The organism is Stenotrophomonas sp. YJH_SMC_131 (genome assembly GCF_059367975.1).
On sequence record NZ_JCAFRJ010000001.1, the window covers coordinates 286642 to 304297 of the forward strand.

The following is a 17656-nucleotide window of genomic DNA, read 5'->3' on the forward strand; positions in this document are numbered from 1 at the left end:
GTTGCCGGCCAGCGGCCGGCACTACCGGTAAAGAAAAACGCCGCCCTGGGGCGGCGTTTTCCGTTCTGCTTACTTGCCGCCCAACCGCTCCCACAGGAAGCTGTAGGCCAGCGCGGACATATGCGCGGCCTGTGCATTGTTGGCTGCGCCGCCGTGGCCCCCTTCGATGTTCTCGTAGTAGGTCACGTCCTTGCCGGCGTCGATCATCTTCGCCGCCATCTTGCGGGCGTGGCCCGGGTGCACGCGGTCATCGCGGGTGGAGGTCGTGAACAGCACCGGCGGGTAGTTCTTCTTCGCGTTGAACAGGTGGTACGGCGAGAAGGTCTTGATGAATTCCCAGTCGCTGGTATCCGGGTTGCCGTACTCGGCCATCCACGAGGCGCCGGCCAACAGGTGGCTGTAGCGCTTCATGTCCAGCAGCGGCACCTGCACCACCACCGCACCGAACAGCTCCGGGTACTGGGTCAGCATGTTGCCGGTCAGCAGGCCACCGTTGCTGCCGCCCTGCACGCCCAGGTGCTTGGCGCTGGTGATCTTGCGCTTGACCAGGTCCCGCGCCACCGCGGCCATGTCTTCATAGGCCTTGTGACGGTTCTGCTTCAGCGCCGCCTGGTGCCAGCGCGGGCCGTACTCGCCGCCGCCGCGGATGTTGGCGACCACGTACACGCCGCCCTTCTCCAGCCAGGCGCGGCCCATGCCACCGGAATAGCTCGGGGTCAGCGAGATCTCGAAACCACCGTAGCCATACAGCAGGGTCGGGTTGGAGCCATCGAGCTTCATCGCCCTGTCGTGCACCACGAAATACGGCACGCGGGTGCCGTCCTTGCTGGTGGCGAAGTGCTGCTCGATCACCTTGCCCTTGGCATCGAAGAAGGCCGGCATGGTCTTCAGCGTTTCCGGTGCCTGGCCGATCTCGGCCAGGGCCAGCGTGGTCGGCGTCAGGTAATCGGTGGCGGTCAGCCACACCGCGTCGCTGTCATTGCTGTCCACCGCAGCCACGCCCAGCGTGCCGAAGGCCGGGGCGCCGACGAAGCGGCTGGTCTGCCAGCCGTCGGCGCCCGGGGTCAGCACCGACAGGCGGTTCTTGACGTCGTCCAGCACATTCAGCACCAGATGGCTCTTGGTCCAGCTGGCACTGGCCAGCGAGGTGGTCGCGGTCGGGGTGAACAGCACGTCGAAGTCGCGCTTGCCGGCCAGGAAGTCGTCCAGCTTCGTCGCCAGCAGCGAACCGGACGCGTAGGTCTTGCCGCCCACGGTCCACGGATCGCGCAGTTCCAGGGTCAGCCACTGCTTGTGCAACCCCTTCTCGGCCGAGTTCGGCGCGTCGATCTTGGTCAGCGTGCCGTCATCGCCACGCAGGTAGAGCTCGTTGTTGTAGAACGCCAGGGTGCGGCTGACCAGGTTGCGTTCGAAGCCCGGGGTGTCATCGTGCATCGCCGCGATGTACATGTCCTCCGGCTTGCCTTCGTACACCACGGTGGCCGAGGCCATCGGCGTGCCGCGCTTCCACAGCTTGGCCACGCGCGGGTAGCCGGAGGTGGTCATCGAGCCGGCACCGAAGTCGGTGTAGACGAACACGGTGTCGCGATCGACCCAGTTGAGGCCGCCCTTCGACTCCGGACGGAAGAAGCCGTCCTTGATCCAGGTCTTGTTGGCCAGGTCGAACTCACGGGTGACGTCGGCGTCGGCGCCGCCGCGCGACAGCGCGATCAGGCAGCGGCTGTAATCCGGGCGCAGGCAGTCGGCGCCGTGCCAGACCCAGTTCTCGCCCTCGGCCTTGTTCAGTGCATCCAGGTCGAGCACGGTCTCCCACTGCGGCGAGGCCTTGCGGTACTCGGCCAGGGTGGTGCGGCGCCACAGGCCGCGCTCGTGCTGCTGGTCCTTCCAGAAGTTGTAGTAGTAGTCACCGATCTTCTGCACGCCGGGAATCTTGGCGTCGGAGTCGAGCACCTCGCGGATGCTGGTCTCCATCTGCTTGAAGGCCGGGGTCTGCGCCAGGCGCGCCTCGGACCTGGCATTCTGTTCCTTGACCCAGGACAGTGGCTTGTCGCCGGTGACGTCCTCCAGCCAGGCGTAGCGATCGGTGTCTTCAGCGGCCACGGCGGTCCCCACCGAGGCAGCGGTCATCATGCCGGCCAGCAGGCAGGCGGAAGCGAGTCGTGACATTGCAGCTCCAGGCAGTCATAAGCCGGGGAACGCTAGCACGGAATGTCGCGGCCTCCCCCGTGTCGAAGGTCAGGCCGTGGCCGCCGGACCGCGCCGGCCGCGTGCGGCGGAAGCCGGCCGACGGCGCGCCTGTCCACCGGTACGCCGCGCCCGCCATCGCCATGACGGGTGCGGCAGCGGAAAGCGCAGCAGCGCCCACCAGGCGGCGAGCGGCATGCCCACCAGCCACATCGGCAGCCAGCCCAGCCACGCGCTGCTGCCGCGTGCCGCCGGCCAGACCAGGATCAGCGCCAGCCCGGCCAGCGCCAGTTGCCGCACGCCGCGCAGCAGGCGTGGGTCGGCGCGTTCGATGACGCGTTCAGTTGCAGGGCGACGGACGGAACGAGCGTTCATGGGGGCTTCTCCGGTAGACAATGCAACACAGCTTGGGCAAGCCCCTTCTCACAGGATGCGACACCATTGACGGATCGCGTGCACACAGTCGACCATGCGCGTGCAAGCCCACTGGAGCCCGCTCCCGCATGACTTCGATCCGCCCGTTCTGCGCCGTGCTGCTGGCTCTGTCCCTGGCAGGTCCTGCCATGGCCGCCAGTGAGCCGCCGTCGCCCCGCGCCAGCGCCACCGACGCGGCCGACCCGGGGGCGCCGATCGACCTGAAGCGCTTCATGGGCACCTGGTATGTGATCGGCCGCGTGCCGAACTTCATCGAACGCGGGCATGTCGCCAGCGTCAACGAGTACGAGCTGCGCGACGAGCACAAGGTCGCCATCACCTACCGCTACCGTGATGGTTTCGGCGAACCACTGCAGGAAATTCGCGCACGTGCCAGCGTCGATCCGGACAGCGGCAACCATGGCTGGCGAACCTGGTTCTATCGCGTGGTGCCGACCCACTCGCGGGTACTGGAAGTGGCCCCGGACTATTCATGGGCACTGATCGGTTATCCGGGCCGCGAAATGGCCTGGATCTTCGCGCGCAAGCCGGACATGGACAAAGCCCTGTACAAGGAGCTGGCCGAGCGCCTGCGCGACGAGTACGGCGTGAACACCGACAAGCTCAAGCGCGTGCCTCAGCATCCGGAACAGGTCGGGAAGCTGGGCTACGAAGTACCGAACGCGCGTTGACCGCACGTGGAATTGCCGGCCAGCGGCCGGCACTACCGTTTTTTTCCCGGCAATCGGGTAGAGCCGGCCGCTGGCCGGCTGCCGCCCGGCATTCTGTTACTTGCGGCTGTAATGCGCGACCAGGCGGTCGCCGAGCATCTGCAGCAGCTGCACCAGGACCAGCAACAGGACCACGGTGACCAGCGCCACGTCGGTGTGCGAACGCTGGTAACCATCGCGGAACGCCAGGTCGCCGAGGCCACCGGAACCGATCGCACCGCCCATCGCGGTGAAGCCGATCAGGGCCACGGTGGTGACCGTCGCCCCGGCGATCAGCCCCGGTCGTGCTTCCGGCAGCAGCACCCGGGTGACCAGCTGCCAGGTGGTGGCGCCCATCGCCTGGGTCGCCTCGATCACGCCACGATCCACTTCGCGCAGCGCGGTCTCGACAAGGCGCGCGTAGAACGGCGCCGCGCCGATCACCAGCGGCACGATCGCGCCGCGCACGCCCAGCGAGGTACCCATCAGGAACAGCGTGACCGGGATCAGCACGATCATCAGGATGATGAAAGGCACCGAGCGCAGCAGGTTCACCACCAGAGCCAGCACGCCATAGGCAAACGGCCGGCGCTTCATCTGCGGCGCCCCGAACAGGTACAGCAGCACACCCAGCGGCAGGCCGATGGCCAGAGTCAGCGGCAGCGAACCGAGCAGCATCAGCAGGGTGTCGAGGGTGGCCTGGCCGATGTCGGCCCACTTGCCCGCATCCAGGTGACGGAAGAAACCGCCGGCAGTGGCGATGATCATCGACGCAGCTCCTCGACATGCACGCCGGCAGCCACGAAGGCAGCCTGCGCGGCGGACTGGTCACCGCCCACCAGGGCGACCACCAGCTGGCCATAGGGGGTGTCCTTGATCCGGTCGATACGGCCGGACAGGATGTTGTAGTCGACCCCGGTCTGGCGCGCGACGCTGCCCAGCAGGGGTTCGTAGGTGTCGCCGCCGAGGAAGGTCAGGCGCACGATGCGCCCGCCCACCACGTCGAAATCGCGGTGCAACGCCCCTTCGTCCACGTGCTCCGATTCGCTGACGAACCGCCGCGTGGTCGGGTGCTGCGGATGCAGGAACACCCGGGTAACCGGACCGGTCTCGACCATCTGGCCAGCATCGAGCACGGCCACGCGGTCGCAGACACGGCGGATCACGTCCATCTCGTGGGTGATCAGCACGATGGTCAGGCCCAGCTCGCGGTTGATCTTCGACAACAGCGACAGCACCGAGGCGGTGGTCTGCGGATCCAGCGCGCTGGTGGCCTCGTCGCACAGCAGGATCTGCGGGCGGGTCGCCAGCGCACGGGCGATGCCGACACGCTGCTTCTGGCCGCCGGACAGCTGCGCCGGATACTTCTGCGCATGCGCTTCCAGGCCCACGGTCTGCAGCAGCTCGGCCACGCGCGCGTCGATCTCCGCCTGCGGCGTGCCGGCCAGTTCCAGCGGGAAGGCGACATTGCCAGCCACCGTGCGCGACGACAGCAGGTTGAAGTGCTGGAAGATCATGCCGATGCGCCGGCGCAGCGTGCGCAGGCCGTCCGCGTCCAGTGCGGTGACATCCTCGCCACCGATCAGCAGCCGGCCACCGCTGGGTTCTTCCAGGCGGTTGATCATGCGGATCAGGGTCGACTTGCCGGCGCCGGAATGGCCGATGATGCCGAATACCTCACCGGCCTCGATGGTCAGGTCCAGCGGTTGCAGCGCGCTGACTTCGCGGCCGGCAACGGCATAGGATTTGTGCAGGCGCTGGAACTCGATCACGGGCGTGGCTCACCGGCTGGGTGACGGAAGGGGGCGTGCAGCCTACCAGCGCAGGCGGTCGCGCGCCCGCGCCATGGGCCAGAATGTTATTCCTTTTGGTTCTAAGCCGCCCGCGCCGACGTGTTGGCTGGGGTCAGAGCCCCTGCGGGGATCCGACCCCGGGGTCGGATCCCCGCAGGGGCTCTGACCCCATTCCCAGGCCCAACCGGCTCAGGGATGGTCCAGCGGCTTAGGTGGCTGCACCCGGTTCAGGCGCTCACGATGCAGCAGGTACAGCCCCGAAGCCACGATGATCGCGGCGCCCACCCAGGTATAGCCATCAGGCAGCTGGCCCCAGAAGGCCAGATCCCAACCGATCACCCAGACCAGGCCACTGTATTCCAAGGGCGCGATCATCGAGGCCTCTCCCAGCTGGAACGCCTTGGTCAGGGCGATCTGGCCCAGCGCCCCGGCCAGGCCCATGCCGGCGATCAGCGGCGCATGCGCCAGCTGCAGCGGCACCCAGCCGGGAAGGGACAGCAGGCCGGCACCGATGGCCATGATCACCAGGAACCAGACCACCATCGACTGCGAGGTATCGGTGCGGGTCAGCAGGCTGACCGTGATCGCCGCCACGGCATAGGCGGTGGCCGCAGCCAGCACCATCAGGCCGGGCACCGAGATGAAACCGTCCACGCCCGGCCGCAGCACCACCAGCACGCCGACCAGGCCGATGCCGATGGCGACCCAGCGCCGTGGCCCGACCCGCTCGCCCAGCAGCGGTACCGACAAGGCGGCGATCAGCAGCGGGGCGACGAAATAGATGGTGTAGGCGGTGGACAGCGGCAGGTCGCGCAGGGCGAACACGAAGCAGCCGATCATCGCCATGCCCAGCGCGCCACGCAGCAGGTGCAGGCCCCAGCGACGCGGCACCAGCGAGCGCGGGCCGGCGCTGGCCAACACCCAGACCAGCACGAACGGCAACGAGGCCGCGCCGCGCAGGAAGGTCACTTCCAGGGTCGGATAGCTGGCCGACAGCTGCTTCATGCCAGCGTCCATCAGCGAGAAACAGGCGACCGCAGCGACCATCCAGGCCACCGCACGCGAAGGGGAGCGTTGCACGTTCATGGCCCATTATCGCCCGGTCGTCGCTTTCTGTAGAGCCGAGCCCACGCTCGGCTGCTCTTCACAAAGCCGCCGAGCGTGGGCTCGGCTCTACAGGGGACGGGCATGCGGGCCCTCGCGATAGAATGATCGCCACTGAAACCTGCGGAGCACCGCCCATGCCTTCCTTCGACGTCGTGTCCGAAGTCGACACCCACGAGCTGACCAACGCCATCGACCAGGCCAACCGCGAACTGGCCACCCGCTTCGACTTCAAGGGCGTGGACGCAAAGTTCGAGCGCGACGGCGATGTCATCAACCAGACCGCGCCGACCGAGTTCCAGCTCAAGCAGATGAACGACATCCTGCGTGCTCGCCTGGCCGCACGCGGCATCGACGTGCTCAGCCTGGAGTTCGGCGACATCGAGACCAACCTGGCCCAGGCCCGGCAGAAGATCACCGTCAAGCAGGGCATCGAGCAGAAGATCGCCAAGAAGATCGCGGCGGCGCTGAAGGATGCCAAGCTGAAGGTGGAAAGCCAGATCAACGGCGACAAGCTGCGCGTGCAGGGCAAGAAGCGCGACGACCTGCAGGACGCCATCGCCGTGCTCAAGGCCGGCAAGTTCGAGCTGCCGCTGCAGTTCAACAACTTCCGCGACTGAGGCATCCGCCGGGCATGCCCCGGCGCTGCCAGCGGCAGGCACGACGGCGCGTTGCCAACGACGCGCCTACAATGGCGGCCCCGCCAGCCGACGTGCCCGCCATGACCGATTCCCCCCTGCCCACCGATGACCCGATCGCTGCCACCCGCCTGTGGCTGGAGCGCATCGTCATCGGCCTGAATCTGTGCCCGTTCGCCAAGGCGGTGTATGTGAAGGACCAGGTCCGCATCGTGCTCAGTGATGCGACCACGCCGGAAGCGCTGGTTGAGCAGCTGGCCGAGGAACTGGTGCTGTTGCGCGATACGCCGGCCGAGCAGATCGATACCACGCTGATCGTGCATCCGCAGGTGCTGACGGACTTCCTCGACTACAACGATTTCCTCGACAACGCCGACGCCGCGATCGAGGCACTGGACCTGCAGGGCATCCTGCAGGTGGCCAGCTTCCACCCGGACTACCAGTTCGACGGCGTGGCAGCGGACGACGCCAGCAACTACACCAATCGCGCGCCCTTCCCCACCCTGCACCTGCTGCGCGAAGACAGCGTGGCGCGCGCAGTGGATGTCTATCCGGACCCGGACGTGATCGTCGAGCGCAACATCCAGACCCTGGACCGCATCGGCGTGGACGGCTGGCATCGCCGCCTGCGTGGCGAAGACCTGACGTGAGCACGGTGCCGCCGATTGCCGCATGGCCGGCCGCGCCGCTGTCGGGCAAGGTGGTGCTGGTCACCGGCGGCGCCAACGGCATCGGCCGTGGCATCGCACAGGCCGTGCTCGGTGCCGGCGGACGCGTGCTGATCGGCGACCTGGACGTGGAGGCCGGCGAGGCGTGCCTGGCGGAATGGCAGCGTAGTGGCGAGGCCGCATTCCAGCGCCTGGACATCACCGACGAAGCCAGCGTGCGCGACTTCATCGCCGTGGCCCTGCGGCGTTTCAGCCGTATCGACGGGCTGGTCAACAACGCGGGCATCGCCGGACCGCATGGCACGCAGCTGCAGGACATGGACTGGGACGAGTGGCAGCGCCGCCTGTCCTCGCTGCACGGCGCCTTCCTGTGCAGCAAGCACGCACTACCGGCGCTGACGGCCAGCGCCGCCGGCGCAATCATCAACATCGCCTCGACCCGCGCCTGGCAATCCGAAGCGCACAGCGAGGCCTATGCTGCGGCCAAAGGCGGGCTGGTGGCGTTCACCCATTCGCTGGCGATCAGTGCCGGCCCAACGGTGCGGGTCAACAGCATCAGTCCGGGCTGGATCGGCACCACGGCCTGGCAGGCCCCCTCGCGGCGACACGCACCGGAGTACTCCGCCATCGACCAGGCACAGCACCCGGTCGGCCGGGTCGGCCGCCCCGAGGACATCGGCGCGCTGGCGGTGTACCTGCTGTCGTCGCTGTCCGGCTTCAGCACCGGCCAGGACTTCATCGTCGACGGCGGCATGACCCGGAAGATGATCTACGCCGAATAGAAAAAGGGGACGGAGGGGATTAAGTCGTTTGTGCACAAACGACTTAATCCCCTCCGTCCCCCCTTTTTTTCGCTTACGCCATGCCCGAGTGCCGCAGCAGCGCGTCGATCTGCGGCGCGCGGCCGCGGAAGGCCTTGAAGTTCTCCGCCGCCGGGCGGCTGCCACCACGCGACAGGATCTCATCGCGGAAGCGTGCACCGGTTTCAGCCAGTGCCTGCGGCGCTTCCTCGAACGCGGCGTAGGCATCGGCGCTGAGCACTTCGGCCCACTTGTAGCTGTAGTAACCCGCGGCGTAACCACCAGCGAAGATGTGGCTGAACTGGTGCGGGAAGCGGTTCCAGACCGGCGGGTGGTTCACGGCCACTTCCGCGCGCACTCGGTCCAGCAGTGCCAGCACGCTGTCCTGCGCCGGTTCGAACTGGCTGTGCAGCAGCATGTCGAACAGGCCGAACTCCAGCTGGCGCACCGTGGCCATGCCGCTATGGAAATTGCGCGCCGCCAGCATGCGCTCGTACAGCGCGCGCGGCAGCGGCTCGCCACTGTCCACGTGCGCGGTCATGCCCTGCAGGTGGTCCCATTCCCAGCAGAAGTTCTCCATGAACTGGCTGGGCAGCTCCACCGCGTCCCATTCCACGCCGTTGATGCCGGCCACGCCCAGTTCGCCGATGCGGGTCAGCAGCTGGTGCAGCCCGTGGCCCATCTCATGGAACAGCGTGGTCACTTCATTGTGGCTGAAGGTCGCCGGCCTGCCGTTGGCGCCCCGGCCAAAGTTGCACACCAGGTAGACCAGTGGCGTCTGCACGCTGCCGTCGCCACGCACGCGACGGTTGCGGCAATCGTCCATCCACGCACCGCCGCGCTTGCCCTCGCGTGCGTACAGGTCCAGGTAGAACTGGCCGACCAGCGCGCCCTGCGCATCGACCAGGCGGAAGAAGCGCACGTCTTCGTGCCACACCGGTGCGCTGTCTTCCTGCACATGCAGGCCATACAGCTGCTCGATCACCGAGAACAGGCCGCCCAGTACCTTCGGTTCGGTGAAATACTGCTTCACTTCCTGCTCGGAATAGCTGTAACGCGCCTGCTTCAGGCGGTCGGCGGCGAACGCCAGGTCCCAGGCCTGCAGGGCATCGATGCCCAGCTGCTCGCGTGCGAACTGCTCCAGCTCGGCGCGGTCCTTGGCCGCGAACGGCTTGGCTCGCGCGGCAAGGTCACGCAGGAAACCCAGTACTTCGGCCGGGTCCTGCGCCATCTTGGTCGCCACCGAGTAATGGCCGTACGAATCGAAGCCGAGCAACGCGGCCAGTTCGGCGCGCAGGGCAAGGATACGGTCGATGTTGCCACTGTTGTCCAGCGCGTCATCGCCGAACTCCGATGCACGCTGCGCGCTGGCACGGTACAGGATCTCGCGCAGGTCGCGGTCTTCAGCCCAGGTCTGCACCGGCAGGTAGCACGGCATCTGCAGGGTCAGTTTCCAGCCGGTCCTGCCGTCCTTCTCTGCCGCAGCGCGCGCGGCAGCCTTCACGTCTTCCGGCAGGCCCAGCAGTCGCGCTTCGTCCTCGATGTACAGCGACCATGCATCGGTGGCGTCGAGCACGTTCTGCGAGAACTTCGCCGACAGCGCCGACAGTTCCTCCTTGATCGCCGCAAAGCGCTGCTGCGCCTCAGGTGCCAGCTCGGCACCGCCCAGGCGGAAGTCACGCAGCGTGTTGTCCAGCACCTTGCGCTGGGCTTCATTGAAATGCGCGGCCTCCGGGCTGGCGGCCAGTGCCTGGTACTGGCGATACAGCGCCAGGTTCTGGCCCAGCGCGCTGGCGAAACGGGTCACCCGCGGCAGGTTGCCGTTGTAGGCCTCACGCAGTTCCGGGGTGTTGACCACCCCCTGCAGGTGGCCGACCAGGCCCCAGGCACGCCACAGGCGCTCGGTGGCGTCATCCAGCGGGGTGACGAAGGTGTCCCAACGCACCGGCTGCACCCGCTCGGCTGCGCTGACGGCAGCTTCGGCCTCGGCCAGCAGCACATCCAGCGCCGGCGCGACGTGCTCGGGGCGGATCGCGTCAAAGCGCGGCAGTCCGGAAAAGTCGAGCAGGGGGTTGGCAACGGTCACGGCAGATCTCCAGGGAACGGGCCCGGCGGGCGGGCAGCTTCCCAGATATGGCGCTGACAGGCGCGGCTGACAAGGGGGCATGCGCCGGCGTTCACGTCGGCCTGACGGCCGCGCACCGAAGCTCTGGCTGCGGGGGAGTCCGCAGCGGTACTTACCGAACGAGGCCCTACATGGAAGGTCTGGCTGCAGTGGCATCCATCTCACCGGCGCGCTCGCTGGCGCTGTCCGCCAGCCCGGCAGAACTGGCCTGGATCGCCGCGCTGTGCGATGCCGGCGACGACGCCCCCCGCCATTTGGAGCAGCTGCAGGCGGTATTGCAGCAGGGCGGCACGTTCAACGATGCCCAGGAGTGGTACCCGTTCGAGGTGATCGAGCGCGGCGCCAGCCAGTTGCAGCTGGGCCACGAGCGCGAGTTCGTGATCTGCGTGCTGCTGTGGCTGCAGGCATTGGCCCAGGGACGCGCCAGCATCCTGGACCCCAGCCTGCACCTGGATGACCGCGCGATGGACATCGAGGCGTTGCCTGATGCGCTGCGCGATGCGGTGCTGGATGCGTTCACCGCAGCGGGGTATTGAGACGCCCCGGCGACCGGGTGGAGTCGACTGTGGGTCGACTTTCGCGCGCAGCGCGGGATTCTGGCGACCTGAACGTGGAGCGGTCGACCAACAGTAGACGCTACCCAGCCGATGCACAGCCGGGCGTGCGTTGCCGCGTTACAACGCTTCCAGGCTGCACCACGGCAGTTCGGGCAACCCCTGCCCGGCCACCGCCGCCGCCAGCTGCGCATCGGCGCCGTCGACATCGATCCCCTGCCGCCCATACCACGCCGGGTCGTAATAGCTCTGCGCATAGCGCTCGCCACTGTCGCACAGGATGCTGACGATGCTGCCCTGGTGGCCCGCCTCACGCATCCATTGCGCGGCCTGCAGCACGCCGATGAAGTTGGTGCCGGTGGAGCCACCGACACGGCGGCCGAGCTGGCGGCTGACATGGCGCATCGCGGCCAGGCTCAGCGCATCGGGCACCTTCACCATCGCATCGACACTGGTCGGGATGAAACTCGGCTCCACCCGTGGCCGGCCGATGCCTTCCACGCGCGAGCCACCGCTACAGGTCAGTCCACGCCAGTCCTGTTCACCGGCCACGGCAGCCTTGTAGCCGTCGAAGAACACCGACACTTCCGGGTCCGCGCACAGGATGCGGGTGTCATGCCGGCGGTAGCTGACATAACGGCCCAGCGTGGCGGCGGTACCGCCGGTACCCGGGCTGCACACGATCCATTCCGGAACCGGGCTGGGCTCTTCGGCCATCTGCTTGAAGATGGATTCGGCGATGTTGTTGTTGGCACGCCAGTCGGTCGCCCGCTCGGCATAGGTGAACTGGTCCATGAAGTGGCCGCCGGTTTCGCGGGCCAGCTTTTCCGAATCACAGTTGAGGTCGCAGGCGCGCTCGACCAGGTGGCAGCGGCCCCCGTGGAACTCGATCGCCGCGATCTTTTCCGGCGAGGTGGTGGCCGGGATCACCGCAATGAACGGCAGGCCCAGCAGGCGCGCGAAATAGGCTTCGGACACGGCGGTCGAGCCACTGGAGGCCTCGATCACCGGCCGGCCCTCGCGCAACCAACCGTTGGCCAGCGCGTACAGGAACAGCGAGCGCGCCAGCCGGTGCTTGAGGCTGCCGGTGGGATGGCTCGACTCGTCCTTCAGGTACAGGTCGATGCCCTCGAACCCGGGCAGCGCCAGCGGGATCAGATGGGTATCGGCGGAACGGTTGAAATCGGCTTCGATCTTGCGGATGGCGGCGGCCACCCATTCACGCTGCGACATGGCGGGCAATCGTTATCAGGACGGAACGGTGCGATCCGGCCATTGTACGTCGCGGTGCCGTCAGGTGCGGGCCGGTAGAATGGCGCCATCCGGCCGGCAACGGCCCCGTCTGAAGGACCTCCCCCATGACCATTCCCGCCCTGCGCGATGTCCCCGGCGTCGCCGCCCAGGCCCCGGCCGAAACCAGCGGCTTCGTGTTCAACCACACCATGCTGCGGGTGAAGGACATCACCGCCTCGCTGGACTTCTACACCCGCGTGCTGGGTTACCAGCTGATCGACAAGCGCGACTTCCCGGACGCCCAGTTCAGCCTGTACTTCCTGGCCTACGTGCCGGCCGGCGCAGTGGTGCCAGAAGACGACAGCCAGCGCCGCCTGTGGATGGCCGGCCTGCCGGGCGTGCTGGAACTGACCCACAACCACGGTACCGAAACCCAGGCCGGTGCGGTGTACCACGACGGTAACAGCGACCCGCGCGGCTTCGGCCACATCTGCGTGTCGGTGCCGGACATCGAGGCCGCCTGCCAGCGCTTCGAGGACCTCGGCGTGACCTTCCAGAAACGCCTGACCGACGGCCGCATGAAGAATCTGGCCTTCATCAAGGACCCGGACGGCTACTGGGTCGAAATCATCGCCAACTGACAAAAAGGGGATGGAAGGGATTAAGTCGTATCAGGCACTATTGGCCGGAAGCGACTTAATCCCCTCCGTCCCCTTTTTTGCGAGGTTCGTATGGAAACGATGGAACTGCACCGCGGCCGCCTGATCGACCACATCCAGCTGGTGGTGCGTGACCTGGCGGCCAGCCGCCGCTTCTACCAGGCGGTGTTCGACACCATCGGCATCCCAATCGCCGGCGAAGGCGATGATTACTTCTGGGCCGATGAGCTGTTCATTTCCAGCGCCAGCAGCGAGGCCGCCGCCGGCCAGCTGACCGGCCGGCACCATCTGGCCTTCCAGGCCCGCGACAGCGCCACCGTCGATGCCTTCCATACCGCCGCGATCGCCGCCGGCGGCACCGATAACGGCGCGCCGGGCGAACGCCCCTACCACCCGGGCTACTACGGCGCCTTCGTGCTCGACCCGGACGGCAACAACATCGAAGTGGTCTATCACGGTCCTGCGAACTACAGCGCCGACTCGGTGAAGGTCACGTTCTGATATCACCGAAGCCGTGAACGAAGAAGCCGGGCAATGCCCGGCTTCCCTGCTTCCAGCGCTGCAGCCCTCAGTGGGCGGCCATGTAGATGTCCTGAAGCACGGCCTTTTCCAGTTCCAGCTCGCCCAGCAGGTTCTTCACGATATCGCCCAGGCTGAGGATGCCGACCAGCTGGTTGCCGTCGGTCACCATCAGATGACGGCGCCGCGAGTACGTCATCAACGACATGGCCTGCTTCAGCGTCGCGTCCGGCGCAATGCCTTCCAGGCCGGTGGACGGCAGGCTGGAGATCACCCGGCGGCCGGCCTGCGGGCCGTCGTCGGCCAGGGTACGCACGATGTCCTTCTCGGAAATGATGCCGACCGGGGCATCGTCCTTCATCACCACCAGCGCAGCGATCCTGTTCGCGCTCATCTTGTGGGCGGCGGCACCGATGGTGTCCTCGGCGTCGATGGTGATGACAGCTTCTTTCTTGGATTGCAGAAGTTCGCGGACGTTCATTCTTGTTTCCTGGTGCAGGTCACTGAAGTCAAAAAAGTGTGCTCTTCCGATACGCCCCCTCCCCGGGAACAGACCTTTCAGCGCACGTCTGGCGCACCCGCCCGCCGCGTGGAATGGATCGGCAGGCGATGTGCTGCAACGCGAACGAGGTGGGCTCAACCGCTCAACCCGGACCTCGGTCAAATCGATTCTACGACTGCGACCATCGGTCACTACCGGCATCGATAGGACAGTTCGTCGTGGGAACCAACCGACGATCCAGAGAATGGCACCGCGGCTGAAACCGCCGCTGAATACAGCCGATGCCGCGCATTAAAGAATGATTGCCTGCTGCCGACGGCGGACAGAACACCCGGTGGCTGTCCCACTTGGCATGGCCGACCACGCAAACGAAAGGGGCCACGCGGGCCCCTTTTCGCATGCAGCATTCGACGGATCCGGGAGTGTTACTCCACCGTCACGCTCTTGGCCAGGTTGCGCGGCTTGTCCACGTCGGTGCCGCGTGCCAGCGCGGTGTGGTAGGCCAGCAGCTGCACCGGAATGGTGTGCACGATCGGGCTGAGCACGCCGGCATGGCGCGGCGTGCGGATCACGTGCACGCCTTCGGACTCATTGAAGTTGCTGTCCTGGTCGGCGAACACGAACAGCTCGCCACCACGGGCGCGCACTTCCTGCATGTTCGACTTCACCTTCTCCAGCAGGCTGTCATTGGGGGCGATCACCACCACCGGCATGTCCTCGTCCACCAGCGCCAGCGGGCCATGCTTCAGCTCGCCCGCCGGGTAGGCCTCGGCGTGGATGTAGGAAATCTCCTTGAGCTTGAGCGAGCCTTCCAGCGCGATCGGGTAATGCAGGCCACGGCCCAGGAACAGCGCATTGGACTTGCGCGCGAAGCGTTCGGCCCACGCCGCGATCTGCGGTTCCAGGTTCAGCGCGTGCTGCACGCTGCCCGGCAGGAAGCGCAGCTGTTCCAGGTAATCCGCTTCCTGCGCCGCGTCGATGCGGCCATGCAGCTTGCCCAGCACCACGGTCAACTGGAACAGCGCGGCCAGCTGGGTGGTGAAGGCCTTGGTCGAAGCTACGCCGATCTCCGCGCCCGCGCGGGTGTAGCAGACCAGCTCGCTGGCGCGCGGAATCGCGCTTTCCGGCACGTTGCAGATCGACAGCGTGTGCTTGTGGCCAAGCGCCTTGGCGTACTTCAGCGCCTCCATCGTATCCAGCGTTTCGCCGGACTGGGAGATGGTGACGATCAGGTGCTTCGGGTTGGCATACGCGGCGCGGTAGCGGTACTCGCTGGCAATCTCCACGCTGCACGGCAGGCCGGCGATGGCTTCGATCCAGTAGCGCGCGGTCAGGCCGGCGTAGTAGCTGGTGCCGCAGGCAATGATCTGCACGCCCTCGATGCCCGACAGCACCGCTTCGGCGTTCTTGCCGAACAGCTCGGCCGGGAAACCACCGGCGTCGATCGCCGCCTCGATGGTGTCGCCCAGCGCACGCGGCTGCTCGTGGATTTCCTTCTGCATGAAGTGGCGGTACGGGCCAAGCTCCAGCGATGCCAGCGACACGTCGGACAGGTGCACATCGCGGTCGACCGGCCGGTCATGCTCATCGAAGATGCGCACGCCATCGCGACGGATCTCGGCGGTGTCGCCCTCTTCCAGGAAGATCACCTTGCGGGTGGCCGAGATCACCGCCGAGACGTCGGAGGCGACGAAGTTCTCGCCCTCGCCCAGGCCCACCAGCAGCGGGCAGCCCATGCGCGCGCAGACGAAGCGCTCCGGCTCGGCGCGGCTGACCACGGCCAGCGCGTAGGCGCCGGTCAGCTCCTTCACCGTGTGCTGCAGCGCCACCAGCAGGTCATCGCCGCCCTTCAGGTGATGATGGATCAGGTGCGCGATGACTTCGGTGTCGGTCTGCGACTCGAAGGTGTAGCCCAGCGCGCGCAGCTTCTCGCGCTGCTCTTCGTGGTTCTCGATGATGCCGTTGTGCACCAGCGCCACGCCGTGGCTGATGTGCGGATGCGCGTTGGCCTCGGTGACGCCGCCGTGGGTGGCCCAGCGGGTGTGGCCGATACCCAGCACCGCATTGAACCCTTCGGCCTCGGCCGCCGTGGCCATTTCCGACACGCGACCGGTGCGGCGGACACGACGTACTTCGGGGCGCTCGGCGTGATCGATCACCGCGATGCCCGAGGAGTCGTAACCACGGTACTCAAGCCGCTTCAGGCCTTCGATCAGCACCGGCACCACGTCGCGATCGGCGATTGCACCCACGATTCCACACATGTCACGCGTTTCCTTGAAGACGATCGGCGCATTCTAGCCCGCGTGTCCGGCTTCCCCCTCCTGTCCGCTTAATGAAAGTGTCCGGAAAGGTGTCCGCGGACACCCGGACACTCCAGCGGCCCGCCCAACCTGTTGAACTGAAAGGAAATAAAGTTGGCACGCTACGTGCTTGGTACTGGCTACCACCGTCAGGCACGCACCCGATGATCCGCGACACTTCCGCACAGGACCAGATCGTTTCCTCCGCCCCCGCCGGCGCCACCCGCGTCAACTGGCAGCGCTACCGCTGGCCGGCGCTGGGCGCCATCGTGCTGCTGGCCGGCATCGGCTGGGCCGTGCATGCCTGGTCCAATGCCAGCCGCTCCTTCGACAGCAGCCGGGTGCGCATCGCCGAAGTGAAGCGCGGCGACCTGGTCCGCGACATCGCCGCCGACGGCCGGGTGATCGCCGCCAACAGCCCGATCCTGTACGCCATCTCGGCCGGCACCGTGGACCTGAAAGTGGTCGCCGGTGACGTGGTGAAGAAGGGCCAGGAACTGGCGGTCATCGACAGCCCGGAACTGCGCAGCAAGCTGGCCCAGGAACAGGCCACCCTGGCCGGCCTGGAAGCCGAGGCCAGCCGTGCCGCGCTGGACGCCACCCTGGCCCGCGCCAAGTCGCGCAAGGAAACCGACCAGGCCACCATCGAGCGCCAGGCCGCCGACCGCGACCTGCAGCGCTTCCAGCGCGGCTACGACGGCGGTGCGGTGCCACAGATCGACCTGGCCAAGGCCAAGGACTCGCTGAAGAAGGCCGACATCACCCTGGCCAACGCCACCACCGATGCGCGCCTGCAGAGCCAGGGCGCCGACCTGGATGCCCGCAACAAGCGGCTGCTGGCCGACCGCCAGAAGGCCGTGGTGGCCGAAGTGCAGCGCCAGGTCGACGCACTGACCCTGCGCGCACCGTTTGACGGCCAGGTCGGCCAGGTGCAGGCGGTCCAGTCCACCAACCTGGCTGCCAACGCGCCGGTGCTGGGCGTGGTCGACCTGTCCAAGTTCGAGGTCGAGATCAAGGTGCCGGAGAGCTTCGCCCGCGACCTGGCGATCGGCATGCCGGCGCAGCTGACCGGCGGCAATGGCAAGCCGTTCCCGGGCGAGATCAGCGCGGTGTCGCCGGAAGTGGTCAACGGCGAGGTCAACGCCCGCGTGCGCTTCGCCAGCGCGCAGCCGGAAGGCCTGCGCCAGAGCCAGCGGATGTCGGTGCGCGTGCTGCTCGATACCCGCAAGGACGTGCTGAAGGTCGAGCGCGGCCCGTTCGTCGAACAGGGCAATGGCGTGGCCTACGTGATGGATGGCCGCACCGCGGTGCGGCGTCCGGTGGAACTGGGCGTCAGCAGCCTGGGCGAAGTGGAAATCAAGTCGGGTGTGCAGCCGGGCGACCGCATCGTGGTCTCCGGCAGCGACCTGTTCAAGGACGCCGAACGCGTCTCCGTCAACTGATACCTGAT

17 protein-coding genes are annotated in these 17656 nt (G+C 67.0%); 8 read left to right on the forward strand and 9 right to left on the reverse strand.

Going from position 1 to position 17656, the window contains the following annotated elements:
* Positions 1-69: 69 nt before the first annotated feature.
* Together AC5P56_RS01225 and AC5P56_RS01230 are read right to left on the reverse strand one after the other, a co-directional pair.
* Entirely contained in the window at positions 70-2166 is a 2097-nt protein-coding gene (locus AC5P56_RS01225; protein ID WP_014648469.1) for a prolyl oligopeptidase family serine peptidase, read from the reverse strand.
* A 69-nt stretch (positions 2167-2235) separates the two neighbouring features.
* Positions 2236-2559: a hypothetical protein gene (locus AC5P56_RS01230; protein ID WP_032961212.1), complete on the reverse strand. Its 324-nt coding sequence runs from the start codon at positions 2557-2559 to the stop codon at positions 2236-2238.
* A 128-nt stretch (positions 2560-2687) separates the two neighbouring features.
* On the opposite strand from AC5P56_RS01230, the gene AC5P56_RS01235 reads away from it, so the two are divergent.
* Positions 2688-3290 (forward strand): lipocalin family protein, encoded by a 603-nt coding sequence (locus tag AC5P56_RS01235; RefSeq protein WP_014648471.1) that lies wholly within the window; start codon positions 2688-2690, stop codon positions 3288-3290.
* Positions 3291-3386: 96 nt separating this feature from the next.
* On the opposite strand, the gene AC5P56_RS01240 is transcribed toward AC5P56_RS01235, so the two are convergent.
* From AC5P56_RS01240 to AC5P56_RS01250, 3 genes are all read right to left on the reverse strand, one after another.
* Positions 3387-4076 (reverse strand): methionine ABC transporter permease, encoded by a 690-nt coding sequence (locus AC5P56_RS01240; protein ID WP_134809318.1) that lies wholly within the window; start codon positions 4074-4076, stop codon positions 3387-3389.
* Positions 4073-5080, reverse strand: coding sequence for a methionine ABC transporter ATP-binding protein (locus AC5P56_RS01245; protein ID WP_014648473.1), 1008 nt, complete (start codon positions 5078-5080; stop codon positions 4073-4075). Before AC5P56_RS01245 ends, AC5P56_RS01240 begins: the two co-directional genes overlap by 4 nt.
* Positions 5081-5290: 210 nt before the next feature.
* The gene (locus tag AC5P56_RS01250; protein WP_014648474.1) at positions 5291-6187 is read right to left on the reverse strand and encodes a DMT family transporter; all 897 of its coding nucleotides are present in this window, start codon (positions 6185-6187) and stop codon (positions 5291-5293) included.
* 155 nt (positions 6188-6342) lie between these two features.
* On the opposite strand from AC5P56_RS01250, the gene AC5P56_RS01255 reads away from it, so the two are divergent.
* The 3 genes from AC5P56_RS01255 (at position 6343) to AC5P56_RS01265 (ending at position 8293) form a co-directional block, all read left to right on the forward strand.
* Positions 6343-6825 (forward strand): YajQ family cyclic di-GMP-binding protein, encoded by a 483-nt coding sequence (locus tag AC5P56_RS01255; RefSeq protein ID WP_006471121.1) that lies wholly within the window; start codon positions 6343-6345, stop codon positions 6823-6825.
* A 101-nt stretch (positions 6826-6926) separates the two neighbouring features.
* On the forward strand, positions 6927-7493 hold the full coding sequence (locus AC5P56_RS01260) for a DUF1415 domain-containing protein (RefSeq protein WP_049406028.1): 567 nt from the start codon (positions 6927-6929) through the stop codon (positions 7491-7493).
* Positions 7490-8293: an SDR family oxidoreductase gene (locus AC5P56_RS01265; protein WP_053496504.1), complete on the forward strand. Its 804-nt coding sequence runs from the start codon at positions 7490-7492 to the stop codon at positions 8291-8293. The genes AC5P56_RS01260 and AC5P56_RS01265 overlap by 4 nt, the downstream gene beginning before the upstream one ends.
* Positions 8294-8366: 73 nt before the next feature.
* On the opposite strand, the gene AC5P56_RS01270 is transcribed toward AC5P56_RS01265, so the two are convergent.
* The gene (locus tag AC5P56_RS01270; RefSeq protein WP_049440000.1) at positions 8367-10397 is read right to left on the reverse strand and encodes a M3 family metallopeptidase; all 2031 of its coding nucleotides are present in this window, start codon (positions 10395-10397) and stop codon (positions 8367-8369) included.
* Positions 10398-10567: 170 nt separating this feature from the next.
* Here AC5P56_RS01270 and AC5P56_RS01275 point away from each other — a divergent pair, with 170 nt between their 5' ends.
* Complete coding sequence (locus AC5P56_RS01275) at positions 10568-10972, forward strand: hypothetical protein (RefSeq protein ID WP_014648478.1); 405 nt, start codon at positions 10568-10570, stop codon at positions 10970-10972.
* A gap of 138 nt (positions 10973-11110) precedes the next feature.
* On the opposite strand, the gene AC5P56_RS01280 is transcribed toward AC5P56_RS01275, so the two are convergent.
* Positions 11111-12223 (reverse strand): PLP-dependent cysteine synthase family protein, encoded by a 1113-nt coding sequence (locus tag AC5P56_RS01280; RefSeq protein WP_014038552.1) that lies wholly within the window; start codon positions 12221-12223, stop codon positions 11111-11113.
* 125 nt (positions 12224-12348) lie between these two features.
* On the opposite strand from AC5P56_RS01280, the gene gloA reads away from it, so the two are divergent.
* Both gloA and AC5P56_RS01290 read left to right on the forward strand, forming a co-directional pair.
* Positions 12349-12864, forward strand: a complete 516-nt coding sequence (gene gloA / locus AC5P56_RS01285) for a lactoylglutathione lyase (protein ID WP_014648479.1) — start codon at positions 12349-12351, stop codon at positions 12862-12864.
* A 90-nt stretch (positions 12865-12954) separates the two neighbouring features.
* On the forward strand, positions 12955-13383 hold the full coding sequence (locus AC5P56_RS01290; protein ID WP_049404183.1) for a VOC family protein: 429 nt from the start codon (positions 12955-12957) through the stop codon (positions 13381-13383).
* 67 nt (positions 13384-13450) lie between these two features.
* Here the strand turns inward: AC5P56_RS01290 and AC5P56_RS01295 are convergent, their stop codons facing one another.
* Together AC5P56_RS01295 and glmS are read right to left on the reverse strand one after the other, a co-directional pair.
* The gene (locus AC5P56_RS01295; protein WP_014648481.1) at positions 13451-13882 is read right to left on the reverse strand and encodes a CBS domain-containing protein; all 432 of its coding nucleotides are present in this window, start codon (positions 13880-13882) and stop codon (positions 13451-13453) included.
* 446 nt (positions 13883-14328) lie between these two features.
* The gene (gene glmS / locus AC5P56_RS01300; RefSeq protein WP_495231401.1) at positions 14329-16167 is read right to left on the reverse strand and encodes a glutamine--fructose-6-phosphate transaminase (isomerizing); all 1839 of its coding nucleotides are present in this window, start codon (positions 16165-16167) and stop codon (positions 14329-14331) included.
* Between the two features lie 203 nt (positions 16168-16370).
* Between glmS and AC5P56_RS01305 the strand changes: the two genes are divergently transcribed.
* Positions 16371-17648: an efflux RND transporter periplasmic adaptor subunit gene (locus AC5P56_RS01305; protein WP_032961233.1), complete on the forward strand. Its 1278-nt coding sequence runs from the start codon at positions 16371-16373 to the stop codon at positions 17646-17648.
* The last annotated feature ends 8 nt before the right edge of the window (positions 17649-17656 follow it).